15 protein-coding genes are annotated in these 15,703 nt (G+C 40.2%); all 15 read right to left on the reverse strand.

All coding sequences use genetic code 11. From position 1 onward, the window contains the following. Window positions 1-69 precede the first annotated feature (69 nt). Entirely contained in the window at window positions 70-321 is a 252-nt protein-coding gene (locus tag C0V77_RS00160; protein WP_101724997.1) for a hypothetical protein, read from the reverse strand. Window positions 322-325: 4 nt separating this feature from the next. After that, window positions 326-856, reverse strand: a complete 531-nt coding sequence (locus C0V77_RS00165; protein WP_101724293.1) for a DUF420 domain-containing protein — start codon at window positions 854-856, stop codon at window positions 326-328. A 14-nt stretch (window positions 857-870) separates the two neighbouring features. Then, a complete protein-coding gene (locus tag C0V77_RS00170) occupies window positions 871-1,575 on the reverse strand; it encodes an SCO family protein (protein ID WP_101724294.1) in 705 nt (234 codons plus the stop codon). After that, window positions 1,572-1,910 (reverse strand): cytochrome C oxidase subunit IV family protein, encoded by a 339-nt coding sequence (locus C0V77_RS00175; protein ID WP_101724295.1) that lies wholly within the window; start codon window positions 1,908-1,910, stop codon window positions 1,572-1,574. Before C0V77_RS00175 ends, C0V77_RS00170 begins: the two co-directional genes overlap by 4 nt. 68 nt (window positions 1,911-1,978) lie before the next feature. Beyond that, on the reverse strand, window positions 1,979-2,725 hold the full coding sequence (locus C0V77_RS00180) for a cytochrome c oxidase subunit 3 (RefSeq protein ID WP_101724296.1): 747 nt from the start codon (window positions 2,723-2,725) through the stop codon (window positions 1,979-1,981). A gap of 68 nt (window positions 2,726-2,793) precedes the next feature. Continuing rightward, window positions 2,794-3,393 carry a cytochrome c oxidase subunit 3 gene (locus tag C0V77_RS00185; protein ID WP_101724297.1) on the reverse strand — a complete coding sequence of 200 codons (600 nt, stop codon included), beginning with the start codon at window positions 3,391-3,393 and terminating at the stop codon, window positions 2,794-2,796. Window positions 3,394-3,415: 22 nt separating this feature from the next. Next, complete coding sequence (gene cyoE / locus C0V77_RS00190; protein WP_101724298.1) at window positions 3,416-4,297, reverse strand: heme o synthase; 882 nt, start codon at window positions 4,295-4,297, stop codon at window positions 3,416-3,418. After that, the gene (locus tag C0V77_RS00195) at window positions 4,281-5,273 is read right to left on the reverse strand and encodes a heme A synthase (protein WP_101724299.1); all 993 of its coding nucleotides are present in this window, start codon (window positions 5,271-5,273) and stop codon (window positions 4,281-4,283) included. Before C0V77_RS00195 ends, cyoE begins: the two co-directional genes overlap by 17 nt. Window positions 5,274-5,341: 68 nt before the next feature. Continuing rightward, entirely contained in the window at window positions 5,342-7,219 is a 1,878-nt protein-coding gene (locus C0V77_RS00200) for a cbb3-type cytochrome c oxidase subunit I (RefSeq protein ID WP_101724300.1), read from the reverse strand. Window positions 7,220-7,260: 41 nt separating this feature from the next. Continuing rightward, window positions 7,261-8,385: a cytochrome c oxidase subunit II gene (locus tag C0V77_RS00205; protein WP_101724301.1), complete on the reverse strand. Its 1,125-nt coding sequence runs from the start codon at window positions 8,383-8,385 to the stop codon at window positions 7,261-7,263. Between the two features lie 91 nt (window positions 8,386-8,476). After that, window positions 8,477-9,820, reverse strand: a complete 1,344-nt coding sequence (locus tag C0V77_RS00210; RefSeq protein WP_101724302.1) for a quinol:cytochrome C oxidoreductase — start codon at window positions 9,818-9,820, stop codon at window positions 8,477-8,479. An 86-nt stretch (window positions 9,821-9,906) separates the two neighbouring features. Next, a complete protein-coding gene (locus tag C0V77_RS00215) occupies window positions 9,907-10,521 on the reverse strand; it encodes a cytochrome c (protein ID WP_101724303.1) in 615 nt (204 codons plus the stop codon). A gap of 109 nt (window positions 10,522-10,630) precedes the next feature. Continuing rightward, complete coding sequence (locus C0V77_RS00220; protein ID WP_101724304.1) at window positions 10,631-11,152, reverse strand: DUF3341 domain-containing protein; 522 nt, start codon at window positions 11,150-11,152, stop codon at window positions 10,631-10,633. Between the two features lie 30 nt (window positions 11,153-11,182). Continuing rightward, complete coding sequence (gene nrfD / locus C0V77_RS00225) at window positions 11,183-12,562, reverse strand: NrfD/PsrC family molybdoenzyme membrane anchor subunit (RefSeq protein WP_101724305.1); 1,380 nt, start codon at window positions 12,560-12,562, stop codon at window positions 11,183-11,185. Window positions 12,563-12,621: 59 nt separating this feature from the next. Then, window positions 12,622-15,666 (reverse strand): TAT-variant-translocated molybdopterin oxidoreductase, encoded by a 3,045-nt coding sequence (locus C0V77_RS00230; protein WP_101724306.1) that lies wholly within the window; start codon window positions 15,664-15,666, stop codon window positions 12,622-12,624. Window positions 15,667-15,703: the final 37 nt, after the last annotated feature.

The raw sequence follows: 15,703 nt of genomic DNA on the forward strand, positions 1-15,703 counted from the left end.
AGAAATAAAAAAGAATCTGCCACACAGGTAGCAGATTCTTTTCCGGTAATATAGGCATGAAGGTAAGGCTTAGCCGTTAAGTTTCAGACGCATTTCTTTTTTAGCAGCTCTAAACCAGATAAAAATCAGAGTAGGTACTGAAAGGTAAGTAATAACAAGCAGATACAAGATTCCGTCATTAATACCTGTTCCTATTTCGCCTCTGCCTTCACTTAAATTGCTACCAACGGTGGCACGGCACATGGCACATTGCGCCATTGAAATTGAGCAATTAAATAAAAACACAATAACTGTTACCGCAAATAATTTCAAGGCTTTCATGTTTTTAGACATAATATGGTCTGATCATAATATAAGCAATCACACCTGTTATTGAAACATATAACCAGATAGGGAATGCAATTCTTGCAATCTTTTTATGTTTGCCCATCTGATTACTCCACGAAAAATAATACGTTCTTAAAACCAGTGGCAACACTATAAAAGACAAACCTATATGGCTTATCAACACAAAGAAATAAATGTAGCGTATGGTACCTTCGCCGCCAAACTTTGTGCTCGGATTCGAAATATGATAAGCTACATAACACAAAAGGAATAATGCACCTAATGCAAACGCACCCGTCATTACACGCTTATGCTGTTCAATCTGCCCCTGCTTAATTAAGTAGAAACCATACAATAACAATACAGCCGTTAAAGAGTTAATCACCCCTATTACATGAGGCAAAGTACTTGTCCAGGCACCAAAATCTATCTTTTGGGGAATCCCCAACAACAATGCTACTGCTACCGGTATCACCACCGACAACAGGTTTATCCACAACATGGATTTTCTTTCTAATTGCGCTTCCATCTGCTTATTTTCCTCTATCGAGATTTGTTTTGATCTTTATAAATTTCTTCTAAAACTTTTATTTCTGCCTGCAAACGTTCTATATCTGCATTAAAAGTTCCATCATATATTCCTCTTATGTAGCCATCCTTGTCTATCAGCATTATCTTCTCTGAATGGATAAACATCTCATCTACATTTTTTATGTTCTTATCATACTCAGACGCATCTGCCACAGGTAATTTATAACCTTTAATAGCCAAATCATAAATTGCCTTTTTTTCGCCTGTCAGAAAAAACCATTTCCCGTTTTTGGCATCAAATTTCTTTGCATATTCTTTCAATACCTCAGGGGTATCATGGTTCGGGTCTACGGAGTGAGAAATCAACAATACATCCGGGTTGTCCATAAAAACATCCTGTACCCTAAGCATGGCCGAACTCAGTTTAGGACAAATAGTGCCGCAGCGGGTAAAGAAAAAATCTGCAACGTAAATTTTGCCTTTGGTTTGCTGAGAAGAAAACTTCTGCCCATTCTGATCTGTCAATTCAAACGCAGGTATCTGATGAAAAACCGTGTCGGCACCTTTCATCAAAACTATTCCCCTATCGTCCGTTTCAGGCATAAAATAGGGTAGTTTGTAATAATTATTTCCGAACAACTTCAGAAATATAAATATAAAAGCCGGAACTACCAGTATCACTACTAGTATTCCGGCTTTGATAGCATTTTTGCTCATTTTGGAAATATGAAACGTTCGAAACCGATATACCCACCTTCCACAATCAACGCTATAATCAACCAAACCACAAAGATACAAGGTAAGATGATTGTCCATATCAAAGACTTCACTTCATGCTTTAAGTGCATAAAGATACCTACAATATAATAGGCTTTGACGATAGTCAGAATCACAAAGATTCCAATCTTTGTCCATTTATAGTGGTCTGCATCAATTAAAAATGCAATTACGAACTCAAATGAAGTAATGATTAAAAGTATCCAAAACGTTTTCCAGATCTCTTTTGTTTGCGCTGGAAGTTTTTCTCCGTGAGGTTCTGAATGATGAGCCATTTTTTGTCTAATATTTTAAGTTTACTCAATCTATAGATTGAATTTTCTGAAATCAATATCCAAGCCAACTACACAAGGTAGAAGAAAGTAAATACAAATACCCAAACAAGGTCTACAAAGTGCCAGTATAAGCCAACTTTTTCGATCATCTCGTAGTGTCCGCGTTTCTCGTATACACCATTAGCGGTGTTATAAAAAACCAACACGTTAAGCACCACACCAGACAACACGTGAGTGCCGTGGAACCCTGTTATGAAGAAAAAGAAATCAGCAAATGCCGGAGGACCATATTGGTTTTGAACAAGGTTAGCACCAAAAATCTTAGTTCCGTTTGCCAGTGTTAAGCCCTCTTCTGTACCATGGATAAAGTGTGACCACTCCCATGCCTGAGAACTTAAGAAAGCTATACCACCTAGGATAGTCCATAACATATATTTCTCAACATCAGCTTTATCCCGACGATGACCTGCCTCAACAGCCAACACCATCGTTACCGAGCTCATGATTAGAATAAAAGTCATGATACCCACAAATACAAGTGGAGCCTCTATACCATGTAAAAAAGGTACGGCTTCAAATACACGTTCTGGTATTGGCCACCAGGTAGTAGAGAATTCAAAGTTTTTTCTTAATCCTTCAAAGGTCGGAAAACTAAATCGTACCAAACCATAAGAAACCAGTAACGCTGAAAAAGTAAACGTATCTGAAAGGAGAAAAACCCACATCATCAGTTTTCCATATCCAACTTTCATAGGTTGGGTTCCACCTTTCCAAATCAAATGTTCAGCGGTTGTTGAGGTATTTGCACTTGCCATAGCTGATAGTTTCTGAATATCAAACCGGTCGGTTAGGAACCAGCCTGAATCTTGAAATTGTAAAATGTTTATCTAAAATACAATAAAAATACAAATAAATACACCCATAGTAGGTCAAGGAAATGCCACGAAGTAGCGCAAACCTCTACCAATAAAGTATTTTTCGAGTTAATCCTGGTTCTGAACGCCATAATAAAAGTGGCTATCAGAATACCCAGACCAATAACCAGGTGCGCCATGTGCAGGCCGGTGAAAATGTAAAAGAATGAACCCGAAGGATTACCCTTTAAAAACACACCCTGCTGCTGCAGATTTTGCCAACCCAGGTACTGCATAACCAGGAACGCAATTCCGAATCCGAAGGTTACCGCTACTGCCAGCTTCAATGTCGGTTGTTTATCAGCCTTAGCTGCCCTCAGGGCAAAATGCATTGATATACTACTGATAACTAAAACAACAGTGCTAAACCAGAATATTTGAGGAATCTCAAACTCAACCCAGTTACCTTCTGCTCTTCTTACCAGATATGCACTTGTTTGCGATGCAAACAACATAATAATGGTAATGATAAAGAGCCAAACCATAAACTTCCACTTGTTTACCGACAAAACCGCTTTGGGTTGTTCGGCAATTTTATTTGCAGGAATCTTTACTACTTTCTGACTCATCTTTTTTCGATATCTATAGGTCTTAAAGTTTATCCAGAAGGTATGCAATCTGCACAACAGGAAGATAAATAAAAGACCCGAACATTAATTGAAGTGCTGCTTTACGATCAACTTTTCGCATTAAATGAAACGTCTGCGCCAGAAACAACACCCCGAAAATCATGGCCACTACTGCCGAATTGATACCTGTAATACCCATGTAATAGGGAACCCAACATAAGGGCAACAAAAACAGGGTATAAATCATAATCTGAATAGCCGAGTTAAGGTTTTGACCTCCTCTAGAAGGTAACAACTTAAACCCTGCCTTATTATAATCTTCATCAAGCACCCAGGCAATTGCCCAGAAGTGCGGAAACTGCCAGAAAAACTGAATGGCAAATAAGATACCAGGCTCCATTCCGAAATGGTTAGTGGCGGCTATCCAGCCAATCATCGGAGGAAACGCCCCCGGTAATGCACCAACTGCAACTGCAATGGGGCCTACACGTTTCAGAGGAGTATAAACAAAACCATATAGTACCATTGATAATAAGGCTACCAGACCGGCTCTGAAATTGAACTCATAAAACAAAATATACATAGCAACTGCAGCCAATACCCAACCAAAAAAGGCCGCTTCCTTAACAGAGAGTCTCCCACTGGGTAAAGGTCTGTCTTGCGTGCGCTTCATTAATTTATCCAGATCTTTTTCAATTATCTGATTAATAATGTTCGCTGCTGCTGTAGTAGAAAAAGCAGCTATACAGAAAAGAACTAACTTAAATGCATCAACTTTGTCGGCCCCCAAAATAAAACCAAAAGCACCAGAAAAAACCACTGTCGCCGATAACCGAAACTTAGTTATATCGTAGAGAGCTTTTAATTTTACACCAAATATATTTTGACTAACGGATTGATTCATTTCTTAAATAGAACTCCTGAACTCCTCTAAAAACTCTTTCCTTATTCAATAAAAGATACAAAATAAATTGTATCCCTAACATCAGAATAGCTACTGTTAAATGTACAGGCTGGGCAAAATACGGGAAACCGAGATAATTTAAAAACAAACCTGATAACATTTCTACACCTAACAAGGCTATTAAAGCAACCGAAAAACGATTAATAATTCCTTTGCTACTACTATTTCTTTTTAAGCGATAGTAAAACAATAAATGCAAAACTGTAACTACAATTGAGAACCATCTGTGCATTTGAAACTTACCACCCAAGTTAGAAACCCATTCAGACCGCATGTCAGCCCCCATTAGTATCGCTACCTGATCTATCGTTTCTCTTACCTGTGTACCTAATAGAACCTGACCAGTAGTTACCAGAATCAAGGCAGTAAGTAGAAAACTCAACGACCCTCCATCCTTTACCTCTTCAACAATAACCAATTTTGTATAAGAACGGGCAACTGCGTACAAAAGAATAAAAACAATAACAACTGAAAGCAACATGTGCAAGGTAATAATTACCGGATGCAATTCAGTTGATACAACAATTGATCCCAGCCATCCTTCAAAACCAACCAGAACAAACGCCAGAAAACTTAACCAGACAATTGCTCTATCCTTTACTCTAAAGGCTACAAGCGAAGAAATAAATGTAGCAAATATTAAAAGACCAATTGTAACACCAACCAAACGATTTACATACTCAACCCAGGTTTTAACGGCATTAAATTCAACTTCACCTTTAAGTTTTGAACCAAAAATCTCTTTATAATTTGGCGGAAGCTGTGAAGCTTCAGTAGGCGGAACCCAACTGCCAAAACACTTTGGCCAATCTGGGCAACCCATACCAGAGCCAGAAGCACGAACAATCCCCCCTACCAGAATCAACACATAAACTGCGCCGATTGTCCAAACACCTAGTCTCCTGAAAACTTGCATACCTCTACGCTTTTCTTTAACCGGTAGTTCTATTGCTAAAACTACCGGTCTATATTATAACCTGAAAATCAATCAGGAATACTGTAATCATATTTGATACCTTCAATATCCTTCTCAATTTTAATCTCTTCATTCTCTTCCTCCAGATTTGATTCAGGAGTAGCCGAGAACGGAATATTCTGAGGGATAAAGTCTTCAGCAGCACCAGGCTTGCTGTAATCATAAGGCCAACGATATACGGTTGGTATTTCACCAGGCCAGTTACCATGGCCAGGCTCTACAGGTGTTGTCCACTCCAAAGTATTCGAACGCCAAGGGTTGGCAGTTGCTTTCTTACCCCAGAACATTGAATAGAAGAAGTTGAACAAGAAAATTAAGTTAGCTGCAAAAACTACAATGGCAGCAATGGTACTTAACTCTGCTAAGTCCTGATATTTAGATGTAAAATCGAAACCTGTATAAGAGTAATAACGTCTTGGGAAACCAGCAATACCCAGATAATGTTGCGGGAAGAAAACCACATATACTCCGGCAAATGTTATCCAGAAGTGAATATAACCCAAAGTTGAGTTCATCATTCTACCAAACATCTTAGGGAACCAGTGGTAAACACCAGCCACCATACCAAAGAAGGCAGCAGAACCCATAACAAGGTGGAAGTGAGCTACCACAAAGTAGGTATCATGCAATTGAATATCCAAAGCACTATTACCAAGAATAATACCTGTAACACCACCGGATACAAAGAATGAAACAAGACCAATTGAGAACATCATCGCTGGCGTAAATACAATATTACCTCTCCACATGGTAGTAATATAGTTAAAAGCCTTAACCGCTGAAGGTACCGCAATAATTAGGGTTAGCAACATGAATACCGACCCAAGGAAAGGATTCATACCAGACATAAACATATGGTGAGCCCATACAATAAACGCCAGGAACATAATACCCAACATTGAGAAGATCATAGCACGGTAACCGAAAATCGGTTTTCTTGAGTTAGTAGCAATGATTTCAGAGGTCATACCCAAAGCAGGTAGGATCACAATGTAAACCTCAGGGTGACCTAGGAACCAGAACAAGTGCTGGAACAAAATCGGGCTACCACCCTGGTTAGGTAATGCCTGCCCGTTGATATAAATATCTGACAAATAAAAACTAGTTCCAAAGCTACGGTCGAAAATCAATAACAATGCTGCTGACAACAATACCGGGAAAGAAAGAATACCCAATATGGCAGTAAAAGTAAATGCCCAAATCGTTAGCGGCATTTTATCAAACGTCATACCTTTAGTACGAAGGTTGATAACGGTAGTTACATAGTTTACACTTCCCAACAAACTTGATACAATAAATATGGCCATACTTACCAACCATAGTGTCATACCGGTACCTGAGCCAGGAGCAGCACCAGATAATGCACTTAGAGGCGGGTAAACAACCCATCCGCCACCGGCAGGACCATCTTGCACAAACAATGATGCAAACATAATAACACTTGAAAGGAAGAAGAACCAGTATGACAACATGTTCATAAAACCTGATGCCATATCTCTTGCTCCAATCTGAAGTGGAATAAGGAAATTTGAGAAAGTACCACTTAAACCTGCAGTTAATACAAAGAATACCATGATGGTTCCGTGCATTGTTACAAGCGCAATGTAATAGTTAGGGTCAAGCTTTCCGGCATCATCAAACCATCTCTCACCCAGAATCGGTTTTAACCAACCCAGGTCAATACCAGGATAACCTAATTGAAGACGAAATACTAATGACAGAAAACCACCAATCAGCGCCCACACAATACCTGAAATCAAATATTGTTTAGCAATTACTTTATGGTCTTCAGAAAAGATATACTTTCTGATAAAACTTTGCTCATGGTGTTCGTGAGCGTGGTCATGGTCATTGGCATGTACGTCTGCGTGTGCTACTGCTGCCATAATTTATTACTATTTTAAGAATTTTCTGTTGTTATAAAGAATTACATAGAAGCCGCTAATGGCTTTGCTGTTGTGGTTGAATCAGATGCGGCCGCTTCACCACCAGTATATTTCAAGGCTTTGGCTTTCAGATTGGCCGGAACCTTGTCAATAAACTCAGGTTTAACAGACAATAATGGTTTTTGCTCTTTCTTCCATTTTTCATAATCTGCCTGCTCATCAACAATAAGATTCAACTTCATTGCAAAGTGGCTACGGCCACAAACCTCAGTACATGCAATCTCATACTTAAAATCAGGATTACCTAATTCAGCACGCATATCAGCAGTACTTTTATCGGCAACAAACCAAAACTTGGTAGGCATACCCGGCACTGCATCCATCTTCACACGCATATGCGGAATAAACACACTGTGCAACACATCTCTTGCTCTGATCTTCAACAATACAGGTTTTCCTTTTGGAATATGTAGTTCTGTATTACTTGTAAAATCATCAAATGAATGTTCGTCGGTGAAATCAACTCCAAATTCATTACCTTCCGAATCGTTGATTAATTTGTAGTTATAGTTACCCAATTTTTCATCATCCACACCACTATAACGCACCATCCATGAAAACTGTTTTCCTACAATCTCAATTACTTCTGCATCTTCAGGCGCATCAGACATAATTCTGTTCCAGGCTCTTAAGCCAGTGAAAACCAAACCTGCCATCACAATCGCAGGAATCAAAGTCCAAACAATTTCAAGGGTATTATTATGAGGATAATAATAAGCCTTTCTATCTTTTTTATAACGATACTTTAAAGGGAAGTAAAAAAGAACAGAGTTAACCAAAAAGAAAGCCAATGTAATAACAGTGATACCAAACCAGAACCAGTAATCGGTTTCTTTTCCATGCACAGAAGAGGCAGAAGGCATATCACCAAAAGCCATCAGGAAATCTTTCTTGGCATAGTTAAATGACCATACAACTCCGATTACACTAACAATCCAGAATATAAATAGACCAATGGCATTAGAATTATTTGCACCATCAACCACCGAGTCATTTTCTTCCTCCGTCTTTCCCTTTACACCTTTCAATAGAGTTTGGGTTTTGGAAATAACCAAAATGGTTAGTACCAAAAACACAACAGCTAAAATAACAATTAATGAGGTCATGTTACTAAAAATTTACAAGTTATAAGTGCCTAATCCTTGTATGTTTTAAAATTTAATCGAAAAAACCGGTACCTGAAAAAACTTTTCTGTATTAGATATCGTGGTGCAAAGCTTCCTCTTTAAACGGATGTTTCTGAGGAATAAGATTGGCTTTCGACAACTGATTTGCAACAAAATAGATAAACAAAGAAGCAAAAGTAAGCGTAGTACCCCACTCAATGATACCAATACCACCCTGGTCTTTGGCAATACCAGGCATGTGCATCTGATAAAAGTCAAACCAGTGACCAATCAAAATAGCACCACAGGCAAGTTTCAGGAAGGTTGGTCTTCTCTTAGAATCACGTGCCATCAGCACAAGAATCGGGAAGAAGAAGTTGAGCACAAAGTTAATGTGGAATGGCCACCAGTAACGTCCGTCATACCCTGTAAAACGTTCGCGGAAATAAATTGTTTCTTCAGGTAAGTTAGCATAGAAAATCAAAAGATACTGCGAGAACCAAACGTATGTCCAGAAAATCGAGAATCCGAAGATAAACTTCCCAAGGTCATGCAAATGGCTGTCATTTACATACTTCATATATCCTTTATCTTTCAGAATCAGAACGGTAAACATAATAGCTGCTAAACCAGACACATGCCAGCTGGCAAGGTGATACCAACCAAACATAGTTGAGAACCAGTGCGTATCAATCGACATTGATAAGTCCCAGGCTGCGGTAGATGAAGTAACAGCAAAGAACAATAGGAACACTTTAGAAATATTACGGCTTTTGTAATAATTATCCAAACCAGCTTCCTGGTCTTCAAGTAAAGAGAACTTACGTACCTGCAACCATAAGAAGTACCAAACACCAACATAGGCAATCAAACGGATGGCATAAAAAGGTGTGTTCAGATACCATGCTTTGGTTGCGATAATCTTGTCATAATTCTCGCTTCCTTTATCCATAATACCCTCGTGAGTCCAGTGAAGAATCATGTGGCGGGTTGAAGGAATAGCAAAAAGAATAATAAGAATGATACCCGGAACTATAATGAAAGATGGGAAGGCTTCAGCTACACGTTTGATAGAAACAGACCAACCCGCTTTAGCAACGTAATTGTAGGCAATAAAAAACATACCTACTACTGAAATTCCAAGAAAATAGACACTATTCATCCATAGGTTTCCGATAACACGGTTGATAAGAGTAGCACCATGATGCTCTCCACCACCATGCTCGCCGTGACCACCGCCATGGGCTGCTGCGGCTCCATGCTCGGCGCCGTGCGACTCCCAAACGCCGATTGACCAGCCTTTGTGTAAAAGAAACATTCCGAGCGCAACCAAAACAACACCTAAGGCTGCAGCAATCAACAACTTGCTTTTCAATCCGGAAGTAAACTCAAATCTTTCTTCTGTTGAAGGAATTTCGTGAGTATTATGAGCCATTATTCTTGAAATTTGAACCCCTCCCCTAAAGAGGGGTAATCATATTAATATTTCTAACACGCCCCTTTAGGGATGGGGGTGAGTTATTAATTTCCTAATTGTAATCTGTGAACGTAGTGTACAATTTTCCAGCGTTCTTCAGGATTAACCTGAGAAGCATGAGGCCACATTCTGCCTTTTCCATAAGTAATTACATGGAAAATATGTCCGTCGTTCATATTCTTGTAAGCATCACTGGCATAATTCGGTACCCCTTTATAAACTTTACCTACAGGGCCGTCACCTGCCCCGCCATCTCCATGGCAGTGCGCACAGTTTCTTTCGTATAAAACCTTACCTTCTTCTTCTGCGGCTTCAGACCACGGAATAGGGTTCTTCAAGGTTACCTCTGCAACTGCAATACTGTCTTTAGGCAGATTATAAATCATCAGGTCATTTATTTTGGTGCTATCATCCAGCATAAAAGAGGTATGATAGTTTGAGCGAGGAATAGTACCCGCCACAGGCGACCTCATGTTTTTTCCATCCACATTTATAGTATTCTCACGCCATTGTGTCAAGGGCTCGTAAGCACGAGAATTGTACATGTTAGGTGCAAACTCCCAACCGGTGCTGTTATTATCTTTACATGATGATAAAACAACTGATGAGAAAGATGCAACTGCTACTGCAAGCGTGATATTTCTGACTGAAAATTTCATTTGAAAACAAATTAATGTATAACTATCTGAGCCCGTAACCGGATACCCGTCAATGTTCTGTTTGTAAATTGTATTGAACAACCCTGAGGCGGTTCATTGTTTTCTGATTTTATGCCTCTTTCACATTTACCTCAGCGGCACCTGACTTCTTTAAAATATCAGTTATCTCGCCTTCTGATAGTTTATTTTTAGCTAAATCAATTGCCATCACAAACTTATCATCAGTACTTCTTACATCAAAGATGATTGGTTTGGCGGTTGGCCCCATACCCTCCATAATAAAGAAAGTAAACGACATACCAAATGAAGCTAAAAGTACCGTCAACTCAAACATGATAGGTACGTTGGTAGGCCATGGGAAGAAGTTCTTACCACCCACGTTAATCGGCCAGTCGATACCCATTGTCCAGAAGGTTAAAACAAGCGCGCATATCGTTCCGGTAATACCAAACAAGAATGCAGCTACACCCATTCTTGGGCGGTCATAACCTAAAGCACGGTCAAGTCCGTGGATAGCGAAAGGAGTATACACTTCATGAATTTTAACACCGCTGTGTCTCACTGAACCCACTGCGTGTAATACCTCATCTTCGTCTTCAAAAACACCAACTAAATATTTGCTATCTGCCATTGTCTGATAATGGTTTCTTAAATCTAATAATTATGCTTGTTTCTTTACTTTTTCAGGATATTTTTCTGAAGATGACTTCAAAACTGATTTTACCTCGGCCATATTGATAACTGGTAAGAATTTGGCAAAAAGGAAGAATGCAGTAAAGAAGAAACCGAACGAGAAAATATAGTCTGAAATATCTCCCATACGTGGGGTAAAATATGTCCAGCTTGATGGAAGGTAATCTCTGTGAAGAGAAGTTACGATAATTACAAAACGCTCAAACCACATACCGATATTTACCACAACCGCCATCACGAAAGATATAACGATATTCTTACGGATTTTCTCAAACCAAAACAACTGCGGAGAAAGAACGTTACAAGTCATCATGGCTGCGTAAGACCACCAAAGCGGCCCCGTAGCTCGGTTAATAAATGCATATTTCTCATACTCAACACCCGAGTAGGCGGCAATGAAAAACTCAGTGATATAAGCAATACCTACAACAGAACCCGTAAGGGTTATAATTTTATTCATTAACGAGATATGCTCAAGAGTAACGTAATCTTCCAGTTTATATACAACACGCGTAACCAGCATCAGGTTTTGAACCATTGCGAAACCTGAGAAAATAGCACCTGCCACAAAGTAAGGAGGGAAGATGGTTGTATGCCAGCCAGGAATAACCGAAGTGGCAAAGTCGAAAGATACGATCGTGTGAACTGAAAGTACCAGAGGAGTAGAAAGACCCGCAAGAATTAACGATACGTCTTCATATCTCGCCCAACTTTTAGCACCGCCTGTCCAGCCTATTGCCAATGCACCATACACTTTTTTGCGAACACCAGTGGCACGGTCACGGATAGTTGCCAAATCAGGTATCATACCAATGTACCAGAATAAACATGATACTGAGAAGTAAGTAGAGATAGCGAAAACGTCCCAAACAAGAGGAGAGTTAAAGTTAACCCATAACGAACCGAAAGTATTTGGTAATGGTAATGCAAAATAAGCTAACCAGGGGCGACCCATGTGCATTACAATGAATGAAGCCGCACAAATTACGGCAAAGATGGTCATCGCTTCTGCCGCACGGTTAATGGAGGTTCTCCACTTCTGACGGAACAATAACAATACCGCCGAGATAAGTGTACCGGCGTGACCAATACCTACCCACCATACAAAGTTGGTGATATCCCAGGCCCAACCTACTGTTTTATTTAAACCCCACACTCCCAGACCTTCCCACCAGGTCCACAATACCCATGCAGTACCATACAATAATACCAGTACTGATATTCCGAATGCTACTTTCCACTCTTTGGTAGGGGCGCCTTCAACCTGCTTACAAATATCTTCTGTTATATCATGGTAAGACTTACCACTCAATACCAGCTTCTCTCTTATAGGTGAAACTACGTGCATAGTTTTTTTTGTTTATTGAAAATGCTAAATTCTTAAAAAATTGACTTTAGAAGTCTTAATTATGAATGTGCTTCGTGTGCCGCTTCTTCTTTCACTCCTGCAGCTTTAACTTTATCTTTATTACGGATTTTAGTTAAATAACTGATTTGCGGCTGCGTGTTAATCTCTTCAAGTACATGATATGCTCTCCCTTCTTTTTCTACTGCCAGTACTTTTGAAATTGCAGACTCTGGGTCAAGCATATCTCCAAACACGATTGCATTAGTAGGACAAGACTGCGAACAAGCTGTTTGGATTTCTCCATCAACCGGACGACGTTTTTCTTTTTTGGCTACCAGCTTACCAGCCTGAATACGTTGCACACACATTGAACACTTCTCGATTACACCTCTTGAACGAACAGTTACGTCTGGGTTTAATACCATACGACCCAGGTCGTTGTTCATGTTGTAATCAAAATTGTCATTTTCAAAGTATTTAAACCAGTTGAAACGACGAACTTTATACGGACAGTTGTTGGCACAATAACGAGTACCGATACAACGGTTATAAGTCATTTGGTTTAGACCTTCAGAGCTGTGGGTTGTTGCCAATACCGGGCAAACAGTTTCACAAGGAGCATTAGAACAGTGCTGACAAGTCATCGGCTGGAATACAACCTCCGGATTATCAGAAGCAATTTCCATTGCTCTGAAACCACTTGGGCTATACCCTTCTTCATGTGGTGCATCTGAACTATAATAGCGATCCAGACGAATCCAGTGCATTTCTCTGGCACGGGCAACTTCTGCCTTACCTACCACCGGAATGTTGTTTTCTGCCTGGCAACTTACAAGACATGAACCGCAACCGTGGCAAAGGTTCAGGTCAATGACCATTCCCCAGCTATGGTTTTTCTTTTCATGACCATTCCAGAGGGTAATCTGGTTGGTTTTCTTGATACCATCTGAAGTCTGCAAAGTAGGCTCAAAACGGCCTGCTTTAACATTCTTAACATATTCACTTAGAACAGACTCCTGAATTATAGACTCACGACCCATTACGGTGTTGTGCGTTTGTGTCTGTGCCAGGGTATATCCGCTCTTGGTTTTTTCTAATTTAACATCACCAGCCCAGTATTGACCGTTGGATACTAATGGAAAAACATTGGCACCTACGTTACCAGCCTTCCCTGCTGCTGTACGACCATAGCCTATTGCTACAGAAACGGTTCCATGCGCCTGACCCGGTTGAATCAACACTGGTAGTTCTATTGTTTTACCACCTACAGTTAATTTAGCCCAGTCTCCCTGATCAATACCTGCTTCTTTGGCCGTTTTTTGCGAAATTGCAATGGTGTTTTCCCAGGTAACTTTAGAGATTGGATCGGGCATTTCCTGAAGCCAGGGGTTATTTGCCTGATTACCCGTACCTATGGCAATGGACTCAAACGCTGAAAGCTCAATACCAGCACCTTTTATACCAGCTATAGCAGTAGCTGCACCGGCCAGGTTACCGCCAAAAGAAGCGGCAGATGCTACAGCTCCAGCACCGGGCTCATAAACGCCGTCATGCAATGCCTGCACCCAAGACTTACCACTTAATATATTTTTGGTCCAGTTTGATTTCAGATAAGCCTGATAATCACCCGAAGCACCAGCCCAAATCAATAAGCTTGATTCAGCCTGACGGGTATTAAATATAAGAGAGATAGTTGGCTGAATTAAAGAGTAGAAACCTTTCTTTGGTTCAGCATCACCCCATGACTCAAGATAATGTGGAGCCGGAGCAATATATTTACATCTAGAGGCTGTTTCGTCGGCATTAGCTGCAAAAGAAACCGATGTGGCTACCTTGCTAAGCGCTTCACCTAACTCAGCACCTCTGATATGGTCATAAACAGGATTTGACAGGAACAATACTGAACTTACCTGGCCACCTTTCACTTCGTTGATGAAGGCATTCATTTCAGTATCATTACCCTGACGGAAATAAACCGGATTGCTCAAATCAATGGTTGTTCCGTAGCTACCAAGCAGGCTATTCAGAGCATTTATTACCGTTTGAACTGCCGGATTATTTGAACCAGACACTACCAATGCCGAACCTTTGGCAGCAACCAAATCTTTAGCACATTTGTCGAGGTTCTGAACTTCAATGGCAGCACCTGAAATGGTGGCGCCACCTAAAGCAGCTGCTACTTTATTATATAGTGCAATTGCTACCGCTCCCTCTTGTGAAGGTTTAATCATTGAGCGATAATCAGCAGATGCACCTGTAATCGTCATACCGGTTTCAAACTGATAATGACGCGACATATCGTTTTTACCACCCTTGCCACTAATTAAACGGCGATTTTGAGCCCATTGAGTAGCAAAAATATCTGGTGAAATCCATGTTCCCAGGAAGTCAGCATTGATACCTACCATTACCTTTGCCTTACTGAAATCGTAGCTTGGCACAACTGCCTGTCCGAATGATTCGGCATTGGCTTGTATCAGGCCTGATGCTGAATTAGCATCGTATGTTACATGCTTAGCTGTAGGGTATTTGGCAACAAAATCAGCAATTACTTTCTTGAAAGTTGGAGAAAGTATTGTATTGGAAACAATTCTGATATTACCTCCTTTTGAAAGCCCGGCAACCACCTCTTTATCCAGGTCTTCCCAAGATATGTCTGAGGTGCCTTTTTTAGGGGCTTTCAGTTTTTCGTTATCATAAAGACTCAATACTGAAGCGTGTACACGTGCGCTTACTCCGCCTTTGGTAAGGCTCGACATCTTGTTACCTTCAATTTTAACAGGACGTCCCTCACGGGTTTTAACAAGGATGCTTGAGTAGTCGCCACCTTCAGCGTAAGTTGAGGCATACCAGTTAGGAATACCCGGCTCAACATCTTCAGGTTTGTTCAGATAAGGAATAGCTTTGCGAACAGGTGCATCACAGGCAGCCAGCGAAACCGCAGCCAATCCAAAACCTAATACTTTCAGGAAATCACGGCGGTGAGTAGGTTCAACCGTGTCAATATCGTCTAAATTAAATTCACGATTGGCGTTTTTAACGAACTCAATATCGTTCTTTAATTCTTCAACCCCTTTCCAATACCTTTTATTAGTATTCTCCATGAGCAAAAATGCTGATTTAAGTATTTATATGTTAAAT

It is taken from the genome of Emticicia sp. TH156 (genome assembly GCF_002855535.1).
Taxonomy (GTDB): domain Bacteria; phylum Bacteroidota; class Bacteroidia; order Cytophagales; family Spirosomataceae; genus Emticicia; species Emticicia fluvialis.

Coding starts and splice junctions, on each gene's coding strand:
- C0V77_RS00210 (WP_101724302.1), bottom strand. CDS start 9,820: ATGGCTCATAATACTCACGAAATTCCTTCAACAGAAGAAAGATTTGAG.
- nrfD (WP_101724305.1), bottom strand. CDS start 12,562: ATGCACGTAGTTTCACCTATAAGAGAGAAGCTGGTATTGAGTGGTAAG.
- C0V77_RS00230 (WP_101724306.1), bottom strand. CDS start 15,666: ATGGAGAATACTAATAAAAGGTATTGGAAAGGGGTTGAAGAATTAAAG.
- C0V77_RS00160 (WP_101724997.1), bottom strand. CDS start 321: ATGAAAGCCTTGAAATTATTTGCGGTAACAGTTATTGTGTTTTTATTT.
- C0V77_RS00165 (WP_101724293.1), bottom strand. CDS start 856: ATGGAAGCGCAATTAGAAAGAAAATCCATGTTGTGGATAAACCTGTTG.
- C0V77_RS00205 (WP_101724301.1), bottom strand. CDS start 8,385: ATGACCTCATTAATTGTTATTTTAGCTGTTGTGTTTTTGGTACTAACC.
- C0V77_RS00220 (WP_101724304.1), bottom strand. CDS start 11,152: ATGGCAGATAGCAAATATTTAGTTGGTGTTTTTGAAGACGAAGATGAG.
- C0V77_RS00185 (WP_101724297.1), bottom strand. CDS start 3,393: ATGAGTCAGAAAGTAGTAAAGATTCCTGCAAATAAAATTGCCGAACAA.
- C0V77_RS00195 (WP_101724299.1), bottom strand. CDS start 5,273: ATGCAAGTTTTCAGGAGACTAGGTGTTTGGACAATCGGCGCAGTTTAT.
- C0V77_RS00170 (WP_101724294.1), bottom strand. CDS start 1,575: ATGAGCAAAAATGCTATCAAAGCCGGAATACTAGTAGTGATACTGGTA.
- C0V77_RS00180 (WP_101724296.1), bottom strand. CDS start 2,725: ATGGCAAGTGCAAATACCTCAACAACCGCTGAACATTTGATTTGGAAA.
- C0V77_RS00200 (WP_101724300.1), bottom strand. CDS start 7,219: ATGGCAGCAGTAGCACACGCAGACGTACATGCCAATGACCATGACCAC.
- cyoE (WP_101724298.1), bottom strand. CDS start 4,297: ATGAATCAATCCGTTAGTCAAAATATATTTGGTGTAAAATTAAAAGCT.
- C0V77_RS00215 (WP_101724303.1), bottom strand. CDS start 10,521: ATGAAATTTTCAGTCAGAAATATCACGCTTGCAGTAGCAGTTGCATCT.
- C0V77_RS00175 (WP_101724295.1), bottom strand. CDS start 1,910: ATGGCTCATCATTCAGAACCTCACGGAGAAAAACTTCCAGCGCAAACA.